A 20,245-nucleotide genomic window follows, 5' to 3' on the forward strand; every position below is an offset into this window, starting at 1 on the left:
TGCTTTCTATTTTTCTTATTGTCTTTTTATATTAAGAATCTATGATTTTATGGAAGGCTTACTATCTGCCTTTTTACACTATAACGTGCACAGAGGAGGGATGGTTCGTGAACCTTATCCATTTTATCGATCCGGAGTTGGCCGCAGCCATTGAAGGGGAGAAGGAACGGCAAAATATGACGATTGAGCTTATTGCTTCTGAAAACTTTGTTCCGGAAGTAATACTTGAAGCTCAGGGATCGTTGCTCACCAATAAGTATGCGGAGGGCTACCCCGGAAAACGCTATCATGGCGGGTGTGAGTTCGTCGATGTAGTAGAAAGTCTTGCTATAGAACGGGCAAAAAAATTATTTGGAGCAGATCACGCTAATGTTCAGCCTCATTCAGGCGTCAACGCCAATCTCGCTGTTTTCATGGCCATGCTGGAGCCTGGAGATACCATTCTCGGCATGGATCTTAAACATGGCGGACATTTATCCCATGGTACAGCTGTCAATATTTCGGGCAAGTTTTTTAACGCCTACCAATACGGAATTGACAAAACCACAGGACAGATTAATTACGACCAGGTTGAGGAACTTGCTAAAGAGGTTCGCCCTAAACTTATTATTACCGGCGGCAGCGCCTATTCCCGCTTTATAGATTTTGAACGGTTCTCCCAAATAGCTAAAAAAGTTGGGGCCTATTTTATGGTCGATATGGCCCATATTGCGGGGCTTGTGGCAGCAAGCGCGCACCCTAGCCCAGTTCCCTATGCCGACTTTGTTACCTTTACAACCACTAAAACCCTTAGGGGCGCTCGGGGTGGCAATATTCTATGCCGCTCAGAGTATGCCCAGAAAATAGACAAGGCTATTTTCCCCGGCATTCAGGGAGGTCCAATCCCTCAGATTATGGCAGCCAAAGCCCTCACCTTCAAACTGGCTATGACAGATGAATTTAGATCATATGCCTCTCAGGTCGTGAAAAATGCCAAGGTCATGGCTCACGTCCTTCAGGAGAATGGATATGACATCGTTTCAGGGGGAACGGATAACCACCTTATGCTTGTCGATCTCAGAAGCAAAAATATGACGGGGTGTGAAGCAGAAAAGAAACTGGAAGAAGTGGGGATTACCGTCAATATGAACCTCATTCCCTTTGACCCCCAAAAAGCCACTGTTACAAGTGGAATCCGTATAGGCCTTGCCGGCGTGACCAGTCGCGGTTTCGATGAGAAAGATACGGAAAAAGTGGCAAAACTTCTCCTTCGCGTTCTTGAAAATAATGATAAATCGTCTCTCTCTTCGTTCAAAGAAGAGGTACATGCAATCTGTGCGGAACATCCTATATACATGTCAAAAACAGAACTTGCATTGCGTTTTCAGTCTAAAACTAAAAAATGACCTGAAGGCCGCCAAAAGTATCAGGTGGCCCGAGGAGGAAACATAAAACCTATGCATCCTTAGGAGGGAAAACTCAAAATGTGGAGCCCCGCCATCAAACAGTTAAGTCACCAGATCTTTGAAGAACTTCAGCACCTTTACAGGGATTTTCACCGCCATCCTGAATTGAGCTTTAAAGAAAAGGACACTTCTGAAAAGATTGCGGCCTATATGGAAAACCTCGGCTGTACAGTACAAAAAAATGTAGCGGGAACAGGGGTTGTAGCCCTTTTAATGGGAGCTAAAAAAGGGCCAACGGTAGCTATTCGTGCTGATATAGACGCCCTGCCTGTTGAAGAAAAAAGCGGCCTGCCCTATAAGTCGATCTATGAAGGGCTGATGCATGCGTGTGGACATGACGTTCATATAACCTGCGCCCTTGGGGCCGCAAAAATTCTCGCTTCTTTGAAAAATGATCTTCAGGGAACTGTCAAATTTATTTTTCAGCCTGCCGAAGAAATAAACGCGGGAGCGAAAGCCATGGTAGAAGAAGGTGTTCTTGAGAATCCTCATGTTTCCATGATCTTCGGTCTCCATAACCATCCGGAAATCCCGGTAGGAAAAGTCGCTCTCAAAGAGGGTCCCCTTATGGCTTCTGTAGATACCACCTTTGTTACCATAAAGGGCAGGGGAGGACATGGCGCCTTCCCCCATAAAGATATCGACCCTATTGTCGCCGCGGCATCCATTATTATGAACCTCCAAACTATAGTGAGCAGAAACGTCGACCCTCAGCATTCGGCCGTTGTAAGTTTTGGAACTATTCATGGCGGAACAGCCAATAATGTAATACCTGATGAGGTAAAACTTACAGGGACTGTTCGCACTTTTGATCCGCACATTCGTGAGTCTATGGAACCATGGATGAGAAGAGTTATAGAGCATGCGGCCGCAAGTTTGGGATGTACGGCTGATTTTTATTACCGGCAAGATCTCCCTGCCGTTATGAACCATCCCGAAGCCGCCGCTCTGGGGATGCGAGCCATAGAGGAAATCATTGGCAAAGAAGGGATTGTTATTCCTGTTCCCTCCATGGGGGGCGAGGATTTTGCTATTTTTCAGGAGAAGGTGCCGGGATGCTTTTTCTGGCTGGGCGTCGGCAATCCTGATATTGACGCAATCCATCCCTGGCACAGCCCTCGCTTTAAGGCCGACGAAGGGGCCCTTTCTATCGGGGCCGGCGTTCTGGCCCTTTCAGCGTGTCGTGGTTTACTACACTGTCAAAGAGCAGATTCTTAGTTCTTAAGTTATTTATGAACCATTAACTGACGCCTTTTTTCCTTTAACGCTGAGATTTTTCTTGATTTTAAGACCAACCCTCCCTTATTATTGAAACAGCAGGGGGGGTTTATAAATTGTCTCTAGAACTTAATCTCGCCATGATTCTTATTTTCTGTGCGCGCTGCACAGATGTTTCTATGGCCACAATGCGAATGCTGCTTTTAGTCAAAGGGCAGCGGTTCAAGGCGGCATGCATTGGTTTTTGTGAAATATCCCTTTACCTTATGAGCCTGAAATACGTGCTTGATGCAGGGATTCACAGCCCCTTGAACTTTATTGCCTACGCTCTTGGCTTCTCTACGGGAAACTATATTGGCTCCTATCTCGAAGAAAAGCTCCTTAAGGGGCACATTGTTGTAGAAATTATCACCGAAGAGACCCAGGGAGGCAGAGAGCTTGCGGAAAAACTGAGGTCTAAAGGGTTTGGAACCACTGTTTTAGAGGGAGAGGGGCGAGATGGCCCCCGACTTATTCTCAAAGTGATCTGTGACCGAAAAGATCGCTTTGCGGTGGCAGAGATTGGGAAACAAGCTGGAGGTTTTGTCTTCATGGCTGATGTCCGTAATGTCTGGGGCGGATATTTCAGCAAGAAAAAGTAAAAACGCCCCTGTATTTCTACGCGCCATTCATAATCGCGTAAACAATGTCACCTAAAGTGTAAAGATCCCGCTCGAGAATATATTCTTCTGAAGTATGGGCTTTTTTTGCTCCTGTTCCGAGATTAACAGCTTCTATGCCTTTTTCGTTCAATATATTTGCGTCACTTCCTCCTCCTGAGGAAATCAAAACAGGAATGAGACCAATGCGGCGAATGGCCGACGATGCCCACTGCACAGAGGGGGACATCTCCTTGAGAGTAAAACCTCTATAGGATTTCTGAATTCTTGTTTGGACTTTCGCTCCCAAAGAGGCGGCCCCTTTTTCCATAGCTTCTACCATGGCCTTCACTGTATCTTCCAGCTTTTTCTCACAAATGGAGCGGGCCTCTGCTTCTATAACAACGGCATCGCAAACAACGTTCGTTGCCACCCCTCCATGGATGATACCAATATTGGCTGTGGTTTCATGGTCTATCCGGCCTGTTTTCATCCGCTTTAATCCTTCTGCGGAAGCCATGATGGCGTTAATGCCTTCTTCAGGCTCATATCCTGCATGGGCAGCCTTTCCTGTTATGTTCCAAAGGATTTTGGCATGGGATGGGGCCTGAACCACAATATGCCCCGGATCAGCTTCGTCATCCAGAATAAATGCCATTGAGGCCTGTATATCGTTATGCCCAAGCTGTTTTGAGCCTTCAAGGCCTGTTTCTTTCCGAACTGTAAAAATTATCTCTATACAATGATGGGGAAGTCCCTTTTCAATCAGAGTTTCAAGGGCTTCTAAAATAGCGGCTATTCCAGCCCTGTCATCTGCGCCAAGAATAGTATTGCCAGACGAAGAGATGACACCATCCTTAATGATCGGAATAACGGGAGTGGGCAAAGAAACAGTATCCATATGAGCGGAAAGGGCAATACAACGATCTCTCCCTTGAGTTGGCGGAAGGACAGCCACAATGTTTTCCGCTCTTCCCTCTGCGCCTCGTCTAATAATGAGGCCCAGCTGTAGGAGACGGGGCAAAATATACTGAACAACAGGTTCTTCATGTCCTGAGTCAGCTTTTAAACGAATAAGATCAAGAAAAGTCTGGAGCAACCGAGCATAATTGACCATCAGCCAACCTCCAATCAGGTTTCTTGGTCTATTATGCTTTTTTTCCCCACCCAACACAATTTTAGCTGTACGATTCTAAATAGTCCTTCTTCATGGCCATCCTTCGGATTCTTGAATTTTAAGAAGGGCCTTAATGTATTGATCATTTGCTCCATCAATTTCAGACGTAATATCGTACATCAATGAAAGGGCCTCATCTTTTACAGAGGAGCAAAACTCTTCATCATAGAGAGTGGGAAGGTTTGTCATAACTGTGAAACAAGAAGCCACTGCCGCGGCCCGCAATACTGAAAGACCAGCCATGGCGTCGTTTACAGCTACCCTCACCCCAAGAGCCGAAGCACTCCGAAGCAAGGGCATGGCATCCTTGCAGCAACGCAAAACTTCTAAAGGAACTACAATGGCCTTTTTCATCATTTGCTCCCGCAATATACCTCTGATCTCTTCTTCTTCGGGAACCTCAGAGGGGAGATTCGCCGTTTCGAGAAAAGAAAGGTAAGCATTAGTGTCCTCTTCCATCAAGTAAAGAAACCTGTCAGACAATGCCCTTGTCTGGTCTCGTACCTGTTTCATCACTTTCCATGACTGTTCATAGGCCTCTTTTGAGAGGGTCAGTCTGGCAACTAACCCTCCAAGGGCCGCGGCCATAGCTCCACATAACGCCGCAACACTTCCCCCTCCTGGTGAAGGGGTTCCTAAAGAAATCTGTTCCACCAGATCATTGACTGGCATATGAGAGAGGGCTGACATTTTTTCATCTCCTTTCCCCTAGTCCAAGGGCCCGATAGCCTCCTCGACCGCATGAAGGATCTCACTGCGGTCCATCAATTCCTGAACCCGTCTGATAAGAGGGTAAAGATAATCGTCATATTTTAAAAAAGGGACTGCCTTCCGGATCATATGGTGGGCGGCTTTCGTTCCCGCACCAGGTTTAAGCAAAATGCTGAAATCCAGAGCCTGAGCTGCTGAAAGCAGCTCTATAGCGAGAACTTTTCGCGCATTGTTGAGGATTGTCCGTCCCTTTCGAGCTCCGTAGGTCCCCATGGAGACATGGTCTTCCTGATTGGCAGACGTAGGAATTGAATCTACAGAAGAAGGGTGGGCTAAAACCTTATTTTCAGAAACTATAGAAGCCGCGGCATATTGGGGAATCATAAAGCCGCTGTTCAATCCGCTCTCCTGAATCAAAAAAGGAGGAAGACCTGAAAGGGAGCTATCTACAAGCCGAGCGACTCGTCTTTCCGAAATATTCGCAATTTCCGCCATGGCTATACCAAAAAAGTCCATGGCCAAAGCTATAGGCTGGCCGTGGAAATTGCCCCCGCTAATAGCAACTCGATCATCAACAAAAATCAGGGGGTTGTCCGTAACGGCATTTATTTCTATAGAAACCTTATCCCAGACATAGTCGAGGGCGTCACGGCTCGCGCCATGGACCTGGGGCATACAACGAAGAGAATAGGCATCCTGTACCCGTTCACCTTTAAATTTTTCAATAATCTGGCTTCCCGCAATAAGCCGCCGAATATTCGAAGCCACTATCATCTGCCCACGATAAGGGCGAAGTGCATGGGTACGCTCATCAAAAGCAAAAGGAACACCATGTAATGCTTCGAGAGAAAGTGCTGCCGCTATATCCGACATTTTAAGGGTGTTAACGCCATCATAGAGAGCAAGGGCTGCTATAGCTGTCATAACAGTGGTTCCGTTGTTGAGAGCCAGTCCTTCCTTGGCCTCAAGATTGAGGGGGCTCATGCCTAATTTGCGAAAAAGGCGCTGAGCAGGCTGGCGACGGCCTTTGTAAAAGACTTCGCCAATGCCAAGAAGGGTTATAGCAAGGTGGGAAAGGGGACAGAGGTCTCCACTTGACCCTACCGACCCCTGGGAAGGAATCATGGGATGGATTCCCATGTTGAGATAATCGGTCAAACGCTGCAAGGTTGCGGTTTTAATACCAGAATGCCCTTTGATCAGGGTGTTTATGCGAAGAAGCATAATGGCACGAACCGTTTCTTCGTCAAAAGGCTCTCCCACGCCGCAGGCATGACTCTTAAGAAGATTTTCCTGCAGCTGACGGCGATCCTTTCGGGATATGGGAACTGTTGCCAAATCTCCAAAACCTGTATTTATACCATATATCACATCGTTCCCTGATGCCCATTCATGAACAAGATCCGAAGCTCTTTCCACTGCTTCAAGCGCTTCGGGAGCGAGCTCCACCTTGGCGTTATGCCGCGCAACCCTCACTATATCTTCAATTGAAAGAGAATGACCATCAAGCACAATTACTTCGCTATGACCCATTTAATCGCACCTCCTGGGAATGAACGAAATCTTGCGATTTAGTGTATACCCTAAAGTGCTGTTTTGCAACTCTCCCTTTTATCTTCGCTTCATCATACATCAAAAATGCCAGGGAAAAGCTGCCCTGGCATTTTAATGTTTTATTTATACCCTTGCCGCATTCTACCCAAGGATGGCTCTCAAATCTTCCTCAGGCGTCGTTATGGCCATGAGATTCAGCTTCTCGTGAAGAACGTCGAAAACTGGCTGCTTCACGAAGGCCGGCAAAGTAGGACCAAGACGCATATTTTTAATGCCAAGATAGAGCAGGGAAAGAAGAATGCAGACAGCTTTCTGTTCATACCATGAAAGTATCAGCGATAAGGGAAGGCTGTTTACATCTGTATTAAAGGCATCTGCCAGGGCCATAGCTATACGTACTGCTGAATAGGCATCGTTGCACTGTCCCACATCAAGCAAGCGGGGAATTCCCTCGATTTCGCCAAATTCAAGCTTGTTGAAGCGGTACTTTCCGCAGGCCAGGGTCAGGATTATAGTGTCTTTCGGCGTCATTGTAGCGAAGTCGGTGTAATAGCTCCGCCCCGGTTTGGCCCCGTCACATCCGCCAATAAGGAAGAAATGGCGTATCTTGCCGGCTTTCACAAGATCCACAACTTTTCCTGCAACTGACATTACAGTATTCCTTGCAAAGCCAATAGTAATGGTATGCTCAGGTGCATCCTCAGCAAAGCCTTGGGCCTTCAGAGCAGCCTCTATAACTGGAGTAAAGTCTTTCTCTTCACCGATATGGGTCACGCCAGGCCACGCAACAAGCCCTGTTGTGAAAATACGGTCTTTATATGAATCTTTCGGCTTCTGAATACAATTGGTAGTCATAAGGATAGCTCCGGGAAACTGGTCAAACTCTTCCCGCTGATCTTGCCAGGCTCCGCCATAATTGCCTGCGAGATGTTTATATTTCTTTAGTTCAGGATAGGCGAGACACGGCAACATCTCTCCGTGAGTATAAATATTAATGCCTTTCCCTTCTGTTTGTTTCAGCAAAAGCTCCAGATCTTGAAGGTCATGGCCCGATACCACAATGGCCTTTCCCTTGACTGGCGTTACACGCACCTTTGTAGGTTCAGGATGGCCATAGGTAGATGTGTTAGCTTTATCGAGGAGCTCCATGACAGAAATATTCCATTTGCCCGCCTCCATGGCTTTCGCCACGAGATCATCCACAGTGAAGTTTTCACCGCCGAGATAGGCCATAAATTCGTGGAAAAAACCATAGATTGCAGGATCGTCCATCCCAAGGACATGGGCATGGTCTGCATAGGCAGCGCTGCCTTTAAGGCCAAAAAGTATGAGATCTCTGAGCCCTTGTACAACTTCACCATGCTTTTGGCTCCAGGCTTCAGGGGTTACCTTTTCACCATCACGAATCATATCGTCACGGTTGTCGGGAAGGGCATAGGCCGCTGGACCTCCAAGGTTCTCCGGATTTTTGCCTGATTTCCCGCAAGCTTTTTCATAGAGCAATTTTGCTTTCTCTTTCATTCGGCTTGCTTCTTTAAGCATAGTCTCCATTCGCTCTTCGTCAAAATTTACATTTGTAATGGTGGTAAAAAGGGCTTTAACCACAAAGAGGTCGATATCCGGATCAATAGCGTCAAGTTCACGGGCTTTATGGGCATACATTGAAACCCCCTTGGAGATGTGAATCAAAAGATCCTGAAGGTCAGAAATCTCTGGAGACTTTCCACAAACGCCAAAAGCGGTGCATCCTGTTCCCTTTGCTGTCTGTTCACACTGGTAGCAATACATCTCTCATATACCTCCCTTATTCTAAAAGTTACTTTGAGAACACATACTTTGTTGTCTCTTTTTCTATAATCTGACCCTGAATTCCTATTTTGACAAGTTTCAGAGCAACATTTACTTTTGCATGTTCTATAGCGGCAGTAATGAGACGTACTAGCCCGCCGCAGCATGGAACTTCCATATATACAACGGTTATAGATTCAGGTTCGTTCAAAGCTATGATTTGAGTTATTTTTTTCTCATAGGTCTGGGCATCATCAAGTTTAGGACATCCGATTAAACAGACCGTTTTTTCCCCGCCAAGGAATTTCCCATGAAAATCAGCCATAGCATAAGCTGTGCAATCGGCAGCAATAACAAGGTCGGCGTTGCGAAGGTAGGGCGCGTTATCCGGCACCAGTTTAATCTGGACAGGCCAATTTCCCAAGCGCGATTGAAGTGATTGTATTTCAACAGGTGCCTCAATTTTACTTGAAGAGACCATGTTTCTCAAATCTTTTGCCATTGTGCCAGGACACCCACAGGGAAGGGAGTCTGTTTTTAAAGCCTTACTAGCCATATGGCGTTTTACCGCCTCTTCGTCATAGGGAGCGGCTTCCCTTTCTTCAAAGGTAATAGCGCCTCTTGGACATTCGCCAATACAATCGCCAAGACCATCGCAATAAGACTCGCTCACCAGCTTTGCCTTGCCGTCAATGATCTGAATGGCTCCTTCATGGCACGCCTGGGCACATATCCCGCAACCATCACACTTCTCTTCATCAATAGTGATAATCTTTCTTTTAACTGTTGTCTTCATTCACTTCACCTCTTGCAAGCTCTGATAAATTCTTTTCTCTCAAGAAATCTCGAATTTCCTTGGTCATTTTTTTCAACATATCTCCAAAGATACAGGTGCGGAAGGGGCATTCCTTTTGATGTAACAAGCAATAGCCTCCATCTGTTTGGCCTTCTATGGCTTCGTATATATCAAGTAGGGATATGCTCTCAGCAGGCCGTGCCAATTCAAAGCCTCCTCCCGGCCCTCTGGATGACGTAACAAACCCGCATCTCACAAGCCTTTGAAAAACTTTTGCCAAATGGGCCTCAGATACATTAATTGCCTCTGCCATTTCTTTTGTGCTCATTCGCTTCCCTGAAATTGCCAGCAATCCCATTCCATGAAAGGCGAGGGACGCGGCTTCTGATATAGATATAAAGGTATTCATCTCATTGATGCCTCCTGATGGGAATTCAAGAATTATGGTACCTTAATTCCTTAATTTGTCAATGTCTTATTTTGTTATAATTATTCGAAATTTGAACTGATATGTGTGATGGGAAAAAGAATGGTTTTAAATAAAAAACTTCCTGTCCGCAAAAATATGAGGGGGACAGGAAGCAGAAAATCAACGTTGATCTTTTTTATGCTTTTAGGGGTTCAGCTAAAATAGACGCAAGAGTTTCGAGACAACAATCGATATCCTCTTCAGTATTAAAATAACCTATAGAGATACGAAGAGCCCCGCCCATTGTATCTGTGCCAAGGGTTTTATGGGCAACAGGAGCACAATGAAGTCCTGGCCGAGTTTCAATACCTGCCCTTTCCACAAGTTCAGCTGCCACAATGGCATGGTCACGTCCTGTAAAGTTCAGTGGAAAAACAGGTAGGCGACCCTCCATTGTCTGCTTTCCGGCAAGAATAACGCCTGGTATTTTTTTAACTCCCTCAATAAACCGCAACCCCAGCTGTGTTTCACGAGCATGGATCTTCTCAGGCCCTTCTTTCACAAGCCACTGCAAAGCAGCCCTGAGCCCGGCGATTCCCGGAAGATTGGGGGTTCCGGCTTCAAATTTATCGGGCATAGAATCAGGTTGAAGTTCAAGATGGGAAAAACTGCCTGTTCCCCCCTCTATAAACCATTCAACCTTCTCCGCAAAATCCGGTTTCCATATAATGCCTCCCGTCCCCTGGGGACCCATGAGGCCTTTGTGCCCTGTGAAACATAATGCGGCGAGGCCCAGATCTGACACATGGATAGGCAAAACTCCGGCCGTCTGGGCCGAATCCACAACAAGAGGCACACCGGCTTCCTGACAGAGACGGGCAATGCCAGATATATCCTGAACAGTTCCACATACATTGCTTGCATGGGTTATTATCATAAGATCAAAGGAATCCTCTTTTAAAACCTTGTCCAGGTCTCGGAGGGAAAGCACCCCTTCCATATCGCATGGAAGAACTGTAATATGAACACCTCTCTGCTCAAGACGTCTGAGAGGCCGCATTGAAGCATTGTGCTCCATGCTGCTTGTTAAAACTTTCATTCCCGGTTTGAGGTACCCCTTGAGAACGATATTGAGAGACTCTGTGATATTGGATGTAAAGGTTACATATCGAGGGTCAGCGTCTTCATAGCCATGAAAAAATTCTGCTAAAAGTTCGCGACAATTCAGTACGAGGTCCATAGTGCCGAGATCCCTTTTAGCCGCCGTGCCCCGAGCTAAATTCGCACCGGAATTGACCATAAAATCATACATGGCCTGAGGAACCATGTGAGGTTTGGGCCATGATGTAGCTGCATTATTTAAATATATGGACATGAAACACCATCACCGTCCGTTATAAGATATATAGAGATATCTTATCACTAAATTTTGATAGCACAACAGAAAGGCTTCCAGTGTTTCAGTTGGCCCGTTTGAAAACCCCTATATCGATAAGGCGGTTTATATGGTACTGGATATAGAAAAACGTAAAAAAGAAGGTCATAATACGCGAGGGCGCTACGTTTAGAAGAAAATCCTTGTCGGCAAATCCTGCAACGTATTCACGAAGCATCCTTCTCATTTTGAAAGCTAGAACAATCCATAGGATCCAGGTAGCAATGCCCAGAATTCTTTCCAGATCACTTTCATTTCCACTGACAGCAAAGGAAGCTACAAGAAGAACTAGAGGCATTAGAGCGAACCAGTCAGATATCGTTTCACTAACATTCAGCTGATTAAAAGCTTTTCTTCTGAAGAAAGCCCACAGTGCCTGATAAAAACCTAGGGTCACTATGGTTAGAAAGAGCACAAACCCCACACTGACGCGCTTGAAAGGTACCTTGGCTTTTTCAACAGCAGGAAAAATGTGCTTTACTTGAAGGAGCGTTCCGCAATAAGCACAATATTTGGAACCTGGTTCATTGACCGCTCCACAGGAAACACAGGATAGTTCTCGTTCTACAGTGTCTGCCGCCATCACATATCCCCCTTATAGAATTTACTTCGTTCGAGCGATGAGCGCCTCTCGCTCTTCTACAAGCTCCATTAATTTTTTGATAGTCCTGATCGTATCTTCATCTTCCAGGGAGGCAGCCTCGCCTTCCACAGAAAAAAGGTCTACAGTATGGGAAAGTTCCTCAATAGTGCTCGCTATTTCTTTTTCTATATGAATAGATTCATCGCAACTTACAGGGTCCGTATATCTTACCCTCCCTGCGACCTTCTGAAGTTCAAGAAGTATCTCATCATCCAGATCGTTATCTCGGGCTTGACTGAGAATACGATGCAAACGATCGGTCCAGAGACGGATCGTATAAATATCTTCTTTTTCCTGTTTTTCCCTGGCTGTGATAGAAACAGCCGCCATAAGAGTTGTTCCGCTAAGTGAGAGAAAAGTTGCCAAACCAATAATATGAGTAATGGCGTACCCTGTTACCGAAAACTCAAAACCCTTCCAGAAGAGAAGAGGGTTTACTATCAGGAATAAATCGTACAGTACAATGAGGGTTCCAAGACTGAAAAAGGCAGGAGTGGGAAGCCCTTTATCAAGGTCAATACGAATCTGGAGAAGTCCGAAAAGAAAAGAAAACACCACTCCGAGCAAAAGAAAGAAAAGGGTCATCCAAAAATGGGCGCTGCGGCTATCTGGCTCTGTGGTCATAAAAGAAACGGCAATTACAGCCGAAAGAGCCACTGCCATGACAAAAAGAAGAATGAGACTCAATTTATTTCTGATCTTCATAAAAAGCTCCTTTCATCCTTATGAGGCGGAGTCCTCATCTATTTTCTGTCCGCAGGAGGGGCAGAAGCGGGCGTCAATTTCGACGTTCTTTCCACATGAGGGGCAAATTCTTTTAATTTCCATTCCGCAGAATGGACAAAATTTCATATCTGAGTCAATGGTATGGCCGCATTGAGGGCACAGGGCTGGAGCCGGAGCGCCACACTCAGGGCACTTGGCAGCATTATTCGGAAAGTCATGACCGCATGATCCGCACATGTTTATTTTTCGACCGCACTGGAAACAGAAACGGGCGTCTGGATTAAAGGGGGTGCCGCAGTTTGAGCACACCTTGCTCTTTTCTGTTAATTTTTCTTGCCCCTCCGTGCTAAGGTTTTTTGTTATATGGGCCGCTGTCTGACCCAACGCACCTCCAACACCGACACCCATGCCCAAGCCAATACCTGCCTGCATGAGACCAGCACCATTCCCTTCATTGCTGGCTGCCTTTTCAAGGGTGTCAAAGCTGCGCTGCTGCTGATAAGAATATCCCAGAATATCCATTTCCGCTCTTTTTGCCAGGGCATTTTTCAATTGAATCACTACTGGGTCATCCTCTGGAACGTTAATAGAGTTCACAAAAAAATTAACGAGTTCTATGCCGTAATCCTCAAGAACAGGGCGAAGTTCTTCCTCCATGTGGTAGGAAATCTCGTTGAGATAAGCATTTAACTCAAGAATACCTTTCCTCTCCGTGATCATATAATTTGACACCAAATCCTTGATACGGGTGATGAGGAGCCCTTTAAAGAATTGGCTTATATTTTCTTTTGTAAAGGAACCCAGGCTTCCTACAAGTTTGAGCAGGAATTGTCGAGAATCAGCAATTCTTATTCCAAATTGGCCATATGAACGAACCGGAAGCCAGACACCATATCTCGGATCCTGAATCTGAATGGGGCTTGGTGTTCCCCACTTAACGTCAAGGGAATAAAGTTTGTTCACAAACCATACTTCTGCCTTGAAGGGAGACTCCCCGCCGTAGGGAAGATTGATGAAAGCAGAGAGAAGAGGAATGTTATTTGTACTTAGCGTATAGCGCCCGGCCGTAAAAAGATCGAAAGCCTGCCCATTCTTAAAAAGAATTGCTTCTTGCGCTTCCCTCACCACAAGTTGGGTCCACGTAGACAATTCATCTGAGGCTCTTGTTTTATCAGAATACTTCCATGCGAAGGCATCATGAGGGTCTGGTCCGTTATATTCAACTACTTTAATGATTCCCATTGATGATCACACCCATCTTTATGGTTTCATATCTTCTTTTCTATCAGTTTACGTCTTTTACGGCAAGGGCCTTCTGAAATCTTCTCCTTTCAGAATAAACCAGATTGTTCCCAAGGCCCCAAACAAAGAGGCCCCATAAAAATTGACTGCTGGATCCACCATCCACAGCAGGGCTCCACCGAAGGCAGCGATAGAGACCACAACGTCCCGTATCAGATAGTAGAGGCCAAACATGGCCGCTTTGCGTTCGTTTGGCGCTAGGTCGAGAATAAGGGACTTCCTTGTAGGTTCGCCAAATTCCTTAAGACCTCGAACAACAAAAGCACCTGCTAAAGGCCAGAAGGATCGGGAATGATAGAGAATAATGGGGAAAGCAGTAAAGAAACAAAAGGTAATGACTACAAAAATCTTTTTATTGCCTTTATCCGCTAACCAGGCTACAGGAATATAGATCAACATAGCCACTGCCATTTCTATGGTGGTAAGAATTCCAAACTGAAAGGCCGATACAGGATTCTCAATACTCTTCATTGCCCAAACCACAGCAAAAGCATAGGGGATCTGCTCACAAAAACGAATCAATATATCAGAGATCAATAAGTTTTTAAGAGCCGGGCTCATAAGCTTGAAGATTACCATGGGATTTTTTTCGGGCCGCTCAATGGCACTGCTGTCAGGCCGTATAAGAATTTGCTGCGCCGCTAGAGCAACGCCAGCCAGGATAAAAGCAATGGCGAAGGCAGCTCGAACTCCTGTCTTCTCCCCCCAAAGGCCTATCATGACCCCTCCCATAACAGGGCCTAAAGCCATAGGAATACGCCTTACGAGGGAATGGAGAGAGACTCCCATCGTTCGCCTATTCATGGGAAGGGCCTGGGCAATAAGTTTCATTGTCGCTGGCAAAGAAATTGCCGTCCACGACAAAAAGAAAAAGGAAGCGCCAATAACAGCCAGTTGGCTTGGTATCAGTACAACTACAAGGAAGCCAAACATGGCAAGAAGATTGAAAACGAGAAGGGACTTTTTTGTCCCCAAGCGATCAGCAAGGTAGCCCCCCGGGTAGGAATATAAAGCGGAAAGCAGATTATCAAGACCATTAAGAATGCCAATTGAAAGAGCTCCTCCTCCAAGGGCGATAAGATAGATAGGGAGAAAACGCTCTGCAAGTTTTTCCCCAAGCCCAACAAGGATGACCATCAAGAGAAGACCCGTCATATTCCTTTCAATGGCTAGAAAGTCTAAAAGTTTCTTTCCACGCACCCTCATTTTTTACTTACCTTCCTATAAAGTTAATTTTTCTGTTTATCATTCAACGCCGCTTTCAGCAAATCTCCCAGGCTTGTTCCTACAGGTTTATCCCGCTCCTGTATGGTGCGTACGGCAGCGTCAAGAGAGCTCTTGATCTGTTCCTGAGAATAAAAGGGGGGGAAATAGAGGGCTGCTGAATCGTCATGGCCTCCTCCCCTTACTTTCTTGCCATCACGGAGAATTCCCACAACATTTCCTGCCATGGCATTACGGCTTCGCAGGGATAATACCCAGTCTCCCATAACACGCCGTGCGGCTACTGCCACAATAAGAGGCGGATTATCGAGACGGTCGAGAACAAGGCCCCCAAAATCCGAAACATCGCCAAATTCAAGAATCCCATCTTCCACAAAGGCAATATCCTTTGAACGGCTAATTATCTCAAGAGCTTTCTCGAATCGGCCCTCCTGCCGTTCTATGAAATCCTTGGCCGCATTTTCCTCAAAAGATTCCAACTGCCAGGAAGGGTTAAACGCCAGGCGAGTCAGAATACTTTCTGGACCGCATAAGGTAATCATGGCTTGCCATAACCGGCTTTCTTCTCTCTGATTAAGCCAGAGATCCCTATCGTTGGCAATGTCGACCATGCCCGCTAAGCAACGGGCAGAGGTACCAGGATCATGTTGAAGAAGCCACTCCAAATACACCTTTGCCGCGCACATGGATGTGTCCACAACAATCCACGGGCGATTTGAATATCGTTGAGCTGTGGTTTCGTGATGGTCGAATAAAAAAGGAGGCTCTTCTGGCTGATGAGTGCGGTCTATTTCTTCGATGGTGGCTTCTTTCTGACAAAAAAGATCAAGCACCACCATGGGAATGTGAGCATTTAAATTTTCAAGTATCATTCCATCTACACTGCCATACCCGGTTAATGTCACCTTGAGAGGACTCTCTTCTTTGAAATGATGCCATGCCACCGCTGCCGCTGTTACACCATCAAGGTCTGTATGGCTGATTATATGGCGGATATGAGCCATTGCCTTCCCCCCTGTGTCTTAAAATAATTTCTGCCCATATCTCATTTTAACCTGATTTTTTTAAAGATGTGTAAAAATTATCCACAAAGGTGTAAGAAAAATATGGTATGATTCCACATGCAATAGTTCAAAGCTTTCAGTTGAAAACCTGTGTTTTTTCCACATCTGTCCACAGGGAGTGAATAGAATGTGGATATGTTGTGATCCTTCTTTGTAACAGCTTGGTGAGGAATAGTCATTTTTTAATTTTAATTTTATAATCCCGCTATATATGACCCTGAGGGGCTTTATCTTTTTTTATGAGAACGTGGATACACTGTGGATATGTGGATAACTTTTGTGGATGAGCTGTGGTAAGATGAAGTAAATCCATCGGCAGAGGTGAATAAATTGGTGGATAAAGATATTAATGTACTATGGGATGACATCCTAAAGAACATCGAGGAGACGATGCCAGAGGGAACAGCCGATTTATGGCTTAAGACATGTGTTCCCCTTTCTGTTATGAACGATGTACTTGTTATTGATGTTCCCAATGTTTTTGTAAAAGAACAGATCTCCAAACGGTTCCAAAATGTAATTGAGGATGTTCTTATGGATAAGGGATACGCTCAATCACTGGAGCTTAAAGTTGCCTCGGAGGCAAGAAAGGACGAACAGCAAAGAGCAGAACGAGCTGCCCAGCATACGGGAACTCCTCCCCGAAGCGGCCTTAATCCTAATTATATCTTCAATAGTTTTGTTGTGGGAAAATCAAACCGTCTCGCCCATGCTGCCAGTCTGGCTGTAGCAGAAACGCCGGGAGAAGCTTATAACCCTCTTTTTATATGGGGAGGCGTAGGCCTTGGCAAAACCCACCTGATGCACGCAATAGGGCATTATGTGCTCAATAAAAACAATTCTTTAAAAGTAACCTATGTGAGCTCTGAAAAGTTTATCAACGAATTTATTCAATCCATAAAAAATAACAGGACCCAGGAATTCAAATCTAAATACAGAAGTGTGGATATTCTTCTCATCGATGACATTCAGTTTCTTGGAAACAAAGGAAGCAGCCAAGAAGAATTCTTCCACACCTTTAACCAGCTTCATGTAAGTAAAAAACAGATCGTCATATGCTCTGACCGCCCTCCTAAGGAGATCCAAAACATAGAGGATCGTCTTGTAAGCCGTTTTGAATGGGGATTAGTCACTGATATACAGATGCCCGATCTTGAGACCCGTATTGCGATCCTTCAGAAAAAAGCCCAAATTAGAAATTATGAGGTGCCTGAAGACGTTATCTCTTTTCTTGCCCAGAATGTGCCCAGCAATATAAGAGAACTCGAAGGAGCCCTTAATAGAATCATTGCCTGTGCCGAACTCAATAGTGAGCCCATTACCGAGGAAAATGCCACTCAATGGCTTAAAGATATTATTCGCCATAATTCAAAAGGGCCTGTAAGTGTCGACACTATTCAACAAATTGTAGCGGAAAATTTCAGTTTGACCGTTGAAGACCTTGTGGGGAATAGGCGCACATCAGATATTGCCCTTGCCCGTCAGGTTGCTATGTATCTATGTCGAAAACTCACTGATATAAGTCTTCAGCAGATAGGCTTTTCTTTCAGAAAGAAAGACCATACTACAGTTCTCCATGCTCAGAGAAAAATATCAAAACTCGTAGAAGAACAACCTAGAATGAAGGAAATTGTGGATAACATAGAGGCTAAGCTGTGAAAATAGCGTTGGACAGGATGTGAATAGTGGAATAATGTAAGTTTTTCACAATTTCACTGTGGACAATGTGTATAACTTGGGAATTATTTGTGAGTACCTATCCACAGAGAAAAGTCACTTTTCATAACGGCCCACGGCGATTTCCACATTATCCACAGTCCTTATTACTATCACTATTACTTAGATACTAAAATAATAAAGACAATAACAAGGGGAGGGAATAGATTATGAGACTCCAGGTGAGCAAACCGGATTTTATGAAAATCTGGCAAACGACAGAACGAGTTACGAGTACTAAAAGCACAATTACTTCTCTCGCCGGTATACTATGCCGAACCGATGATGCTTCTTTAACCCTCGAAGCGACAGATCTCAAAACATCTATAAAATGTATTGCTTCTGGAGTACAGATTGAAGAAGGCGGAGAAGCTATCCTTCCAGTTAAAGTTGTTGGAGAACTTTTTAAAAAAGCCCCCACCGATACATTTACAGTTTCAGTAAAGGAAGGAAAAGGGATTATTTTCGCAGGAAGAAATACCTATCGTTTTTCTACATATCCCGTTGAGGAATTTCCTCACCTGCCATCTTCTGAAAATGCAAAATTCTTCTGTACCGTCAAAGCTGAAACGCTAGCCCAAATACTTAGTGAAGGAACAGTGGCAAGTACTTTAGGAGAAGAGTTTCCTAAATATTTAGGAGCAGCACTTTTTGAATTGAAGGGGAATGACATTCGTATTGTTTCCACTGATGGACGGCGTCTCTCCTTATCGAAAGTCCTTCTCGATGAGTATGGAGATACTGAGAAGATTCTTCTTCCTTTAGCAGGGTTAAAAGAGCTGCTTCGCCAACTCTCTTCCCTTGAAGGTGATAAACCTGTTCAGATACTTCATGATGATGCACTTGCCTATTTTCAAATGGGTGATATTGAATTTTCTATTCGGAAAATAGAATCTTCCTTCCCAAATTATGAAAAAATATTGAACCCTCAGAGCACTACTACCCTGACCATTGAACGAAGTGCGTTAACAGAAGCGCTTGAAAGGGTAGATGTTGTGGTAAGGGATCATACCCGGATGGTTATCTTTAAACTATCTCCCAATGGAGATCTTCGTATGATGGGACGGGCTCCTGAGATAGGTGAAGCAGAAGAAATCCTTGACGCTCAAATTGACGGAGAACCCCTTCTCATAGCTTTTAATGTAGCGTATCTATTAGATGGATTAAAGGCCCTTCATGGTGAAAGTGTATTTATAACCTTTAATGGCCCAGAGGGACAGATGAGCATGCTCCGTCCTGGCAGGGACGATTTTCTCTATATGCTGATGCCCATTAAATTGAGTGAATCTGATTTTATACATGAAAGGGACGAAGAGGAATAGCTCATTGCAAGCTTACGTCTTGGCACAACTTTAAGAATTTGACGCCCCGCCGTCTTGAATGGGCTGCGGGGCTCAATTTGCTTGTTGGAAACAATGGTTCTGGAAAGACTAATGCTTTGGAAGCCATTCATATTCTTTCTGGATGGGGGCCTTTCAGGTCTTCTCGTAAATCGTTTCTCGTTAATTGGGATACAGAAGAAAAACAGGCTTATTTACGAGGGTATTTTAGCGGTGAGACAAATCTGGATATTGTTGCGACTGTAGGCGAGAAAAACATTATCCAGTGTGACGGAAAACGAATAACCCATGGAAATGTACGTTCACTCATCCCAGCCTTAGCTTTTCTGCCTGGAGATCTCGCTATTGTTGACGGAGCTCCGTCTGTGCGCCGTCAGTTTCTTGATCGCCTTTGCGCTCTTCTTTTTCCCCTCTATGTGAGAAAAATGAGCGATTGCCGCAGAGCATTGCGCCATCGTGTGATTCTGCTTCGAGAAAGAAAAGATCCTTCCCTTACATCAAAAGTCCTCGCTCCTCTTGTTTCATGGATTTGGTCGACCCGAGCCGCAGCCGTCGATCTGCTAAAAATAGGCATTCAGGAATTTCGCATTCTTCTGCCTTCTGATATAGTGCTTACATTTGAAAGGGGAGGCGCTTTAGACTTGCAGGATCCCATGCAGGACTATTGGGAATCTGTAAGAAAATGGAAAGAAAAAGAACATATAACAGGAGTTCCGCAAGTTGGGCCTCAAAGGGACGATATGATAATAACAACAAAGGGACAGCCTGTATCGATAGTGATGAGCCGTGGGCAAAGAAGAAGGACAGCAGTGGCCCTCATGTTGGCAGCAGGCTGGGCTGTAGAAAGGAAGCTGCGTCGTAAGCCTCTTCTGATTCTTGATGAAATAGCGGCAGAGCTTGATGACAGAGGAAGAAATATCCTCATTGATGCCCTAGTAGAGTCTTCATGGCAGGTTTTTGCCGCTACAGCTGAAAGTTCAATGAATGGCTGGCCAGGAACAGTCTGGCAAGTACGTCAGGGAAATATTACATCGAGATAATTTTGAGAGATCGAGATAG

Annotated in this window: 18 protein-coding genes; 6 read left to right on the forward strand and 12 right to left on the reverse strand. The window is 45.1% G+C overall.

All coding sequences use genetic code 11. The features are described 5' to 3' along the window. Positions 1–107: 107 nt before the first annotated feature. The 3 genes from glyA (at position 108) to BUC50_RS04000 (ending at position 3,304) form a co-directional block, all read left to right on the forward strand. Positions 108–1,385, forward strand: a complete 1,278-nt coding sequence (gene glyA, locus BUC50_RS03990) for a serine hydroxymethyltransferase (protein WP_213700556.1) — start codon at positions 108–110, stop codon at positions 1,383–1,385. A 78-nt stretch (positions 1,386–1,463) separates the two neighbouring features. Then, a complete protein-coding gene (locus tag BUC50_RS03995) occupies positions 1,464–2,663 on the forward strand; it encodes a M20 metallopeptidase family protein (protein WP_273312052.1) in 1,200 nt (399 codons plus the stop codon). A 116-nt stretch (positions 2,664–2,779) separates the two neighbouring features. Further along, positions 2,780–3,304: a DUF2179 domain-containing protein gene (locus BUC50_RS04000; protein ID WP_273312050.1), complete on the forward strand. Its 525-nt coding sequence runs from the start codon at positions 2,780–2,782 to the stop codon at positions 3,302–3,304. 16 nt (positions 3,305–3,320) lie between these two features. Here the strand turns inward: BUC50_RS04000 and BUC50_RS04005 are convergent, their stop codons facing one another. The 12 genes from BUC50_RS04005 to BUC50_RS04060 form a co-directional block, all read right to left on the reverse strand. Continuing rightward, on the reverse strand, positions 3,321–4,418 hold the full coding sequence (locus BUC50_RS04005; protein WP_273015742.1) for a M20/M25/M40 family metallo-hydrolase: 1,098 nt from the start codon (positions 4,416–4,418) through the stop codon (positions 3,321–3,323). A gap of 90 nt (positions 4,419–4,508) precedes the next feature. Next, entirely contained in the window at positions 4,509–5,168 is a 660-nt protein-coding gene (locus BUC50_RS04010; RefSeq protein ID WP_213699956.1) for a cyclodeaminase/cyclohydrolase family protein, read from the reverse strand. An 18-nt stretch (positions 5,169–5,186) separates the two neighbouring features. Continuing rightward, on the reverse strand, positions 5,187–6,722 hold the full coding sequence (gene hutH / locus BUC50_RS04015; RefSeq protein WP_213699957.1) for a histidine ammonia-lyase: 1,536 nt from the start codon (positions 6,720–6,722) through the stop codon (positions 5,187–5,189). Positions 6,723–6,884: 162 nt separating this feature from the next. Then, complete coding sequence (hcp, locus tag BUC50_RS04020) at positions 6,885–8,531, reverse strand: hydroxylamine reductase (RefSeq protein ID WP_273015155.1); 1,647 nt, start codon at positions 8,529–8,531, stop codon at positions 6,885–6,887. 28 nt (positions 8,532–8,559) lie between these two features. After that, entirely contained in the window at positions 8,560–9,327 is a 768-nt protein-coding gene (locus BUC50_RS04025; protein ID WP_213700672.1) for an ATP-binding protein, read from the reverse strand. Next, a complete protein-coding gene (locus BUC50_RS04030; protein ID WP_213700671.1) occupies positions 9,311–9,736 on the reverse strand; it encodes an RrF2 family transcriptional regulator in 426 nt (141 codons plus the stop codon). Before BUC50_RS04030 ends, BUC50_RS04025 begins: the two co-directional genes overlap by 17 nt. 196 nt (positions 9,737–9,932) lie before the next feature. After that, positions 9,933–11,111, reverse strand: coding sequence for an aminotransferase class V-fold PLP-dependent enzyme (locus BUC50_RS04035; RefSeq protein ID WP_213700670.1), 1,179 nt, complete (start codon positions 11,109–11,111; stop codon positions 9,933–9,935). Positions 11,112–11,196: 85 nt separating this feature from the next. Beyond that, positions 11,197–11,754: a DUF4234 domain-containing protein gene (locus BUC50_RS04040; protein ID WP_213700669.1), complete on the reverse strand. Its 558-nt coding sequence runs from the start codon at positions 11,752–11,754 to the stop codon at positions 11,197–11,199. A gap of 21 nt (positions 11,755–11,775) precedes the next feature. Continuing rightward, on the reverse strand, positions 11,776–12,519 hold the full coding sequence (locus tag BUC50_RS04045) for a hypothetical protein (RefSeq protein ID WP_213700668.1): 744 nt from the start codon (positions 12,517–12,519) through the stop codon (positions 11,776–11,778). A gap of 18 nt (positions 12,520–12,537) precedes the next feature. Next, the gene (locus BUC50_RS04050; protein ID WP_213700667.1) at positions 12,538–13,782 is read right to left on the reverse strand and encodes an SPFH domain-containing protein; all 1,245 of its coding nucleotides are present in this window, start codon (positions 13,780–13,782) and stop codon (positions 12,538–12,540) included. Positions 13,783–13,839: 57 nt separating this feature from the next. Then, the gene (locus BUC50_RS04055) at positions 13,840–15,048 is read right to left on the reverse strand and encodes an MFS transporter (RefSeq protein ID WP_273015394.1); all 1,209 of its coding nucleotides are present in this window, start codon (positions 15,046–15,048) and stop codon (positions 13,840–13,842) included. Between the two features lie 23 nt (positions 15,049–15,071). Then, complete coding sequence (locus BUC50_RS04060; protein ID WP_286677176.1) at positions 15,072–16,070, reverse strand: DHH family phosphoesterase; 999 nt, start codon at positions 16,068–16,070, stop codon at positions 15,072–15,074. 390 nt (positions 16,071–16,460) lie between these two features. Between BUC50_RS04060 and dnaA the strand changes: the two genes are divergently transcribed. The 3 genes from dnaA (at position 16,461) to recF (ending at position 20,226) form a co-directional block, all read left to right on the forward strand. Next, positions 16,461–17,789, forward strand: a complete 1,329-nt coding sequence (dnaA, locus tag BUC50_RS04065; protein WP_273312034.1) for a chromosomal replication initiator protein DnaA — start codon at positions 16,461–16,463, stop codon at positions 17,787–17,789. A gap of 227 nt (positions 17,790–18,016) precedes the next feature. Beyond that, positions 18,017–19,168: a DNA polymerase III subunit beta gene (gene dnaN, locus BUC50_RS04070; RefSeq protein ID WP_013047417.1), complete on the forward strand. Its 1,152-nt coding sequence runs from the start codon at positions 18,017–18,019 to the stop codon at positions 19,166–19,168. Continuing rightward, entirely contained in the window at positions 19,165–20,226 is a 1,062-nt protein-coding gene (gene recF, locus BUC50_RS04075; protein ID WP_273015447.1) for a DNA replication/repair protein RecF, read from the forward strand. Before dnaN ends, recF begins: the two co-directional genes overlap by 4 nt. Positions 20,227–20,245 lie beyond the last annotated feature (19 nt).

It is taken from the genome of Aminobacterium sp. EBM-42 (assembly GCF_001896635.1).
GTDB lineage: Bacteria > Synergistota > Synergistia > Synergistales > Aminobacteriaceae > Aminobacterium > Aminobacterium colombiense.

What these genes read in the sequence shown, in the direction of transcription:
- BUC50_RS03995 (WP_273312052.1), top strand. Translation starts at nt 1,464, where the DNA reads ATGTGGAGCCCCGCCATCAAACAGTTAAGTCACCAGATCTTTGAAGAA.
- BUC50_RS04005 (WP_273015742.1), bottom strand. Translation starts at nt 4,418, where the DNA reads ATGGTCAATTATGCTCGGTTGCTCCAGACTTTTCTTGATCTTATTCGT.
- BUC50_RS04010 (WP_213699956.1), bottom strand. Translation starts at nt 5,168, where the DNA reads ATGTCAGCCCTCTCTCATATGCCAGTCAATGATCTGGTGGAACAGATT.
- hutH (WP_213699957.1), bottom strand. Translation starts at nt 6,722, where the DNA reads ATGGGTCATAGCGAAGTAATTGTGCTTGATGGTCATTCTCTTTCAATT.
- hcp (WP_273015155.1), bottom strand. Translation starts at nt 8,531, where the DNA reads ATGTATTGCTACCAGTGTGAACAGACAGCAAAGGGAACAGGATGCACC.
- BUC50_RS04025 (WP_213700672.1), bottom strand. Translation starts at nt 9,327, where the DNA reads ATGAAGACAACAGTTAAAAGAAAGATTATCACTATTGATGAAGAGAAG.
- BUC50_RS04030 (WP_213700671.1), bottom strand. Translation starts at nt 9,736, where the DNA reads ATGAATACCTTTATATCTATATCAGAAGCCGCGTCCCTCGCCTTTCAT.
- BUC50_RS04035 (WP_213700670.1), bottom strand. Translation starts at nt 11,111, where the DNA reads ATGTCCATATATTTAAATAATGCAGCTACATCATGGCCCAAACCTCAC.
- BUC50_RS04040 (WP_213700669.1), bottom strand. Translation starts at nt 11,754, where the DNA reads ATGGCGGCAGACACTGTAGAACGAGAACTATCCTGTGTTTCCTGTGGA.
- BUC50_RS04045 (WP_213700668.1), bottom strand. Translation starts at nt 12,519, where the DNA reads ATGAAGATCAGAAATAAATTGAGTCTCATTCTTCTTTTTGTCATGGCA.
- BUC50_RS04050 (WP_213700667.1), bottom strand. Translation starts at nt 13,782, where the DNA reads ATGGGAATCATTAAAGTAGTTGAATATAACGGACCAGACCCTCATGAT.
- BUC50_RS04055 (WP_273015394.1), bottom strand. Translation starts at nt 15,048, where the DNA reads ATGAGGGTGCGTGGAAAGAAACTTTTAGACTTTCTAGCCATTGAAAGG.
- BUC50_RS04060 (WP_286677176.1), bottom strand. Translation starts at nt 16,070, where the DNA reads ATGGCTCATATCCGCCATATAATCAGCCATACAGACCTTGATGGTGTA.
- dnaN (WP_013047417.1), top strand. Translation starts at nt 18,017, where the DNA reads ATGAGACTCCAGGTGAGCAAACCGGATTTTATGAAAATCTGGCAAACG.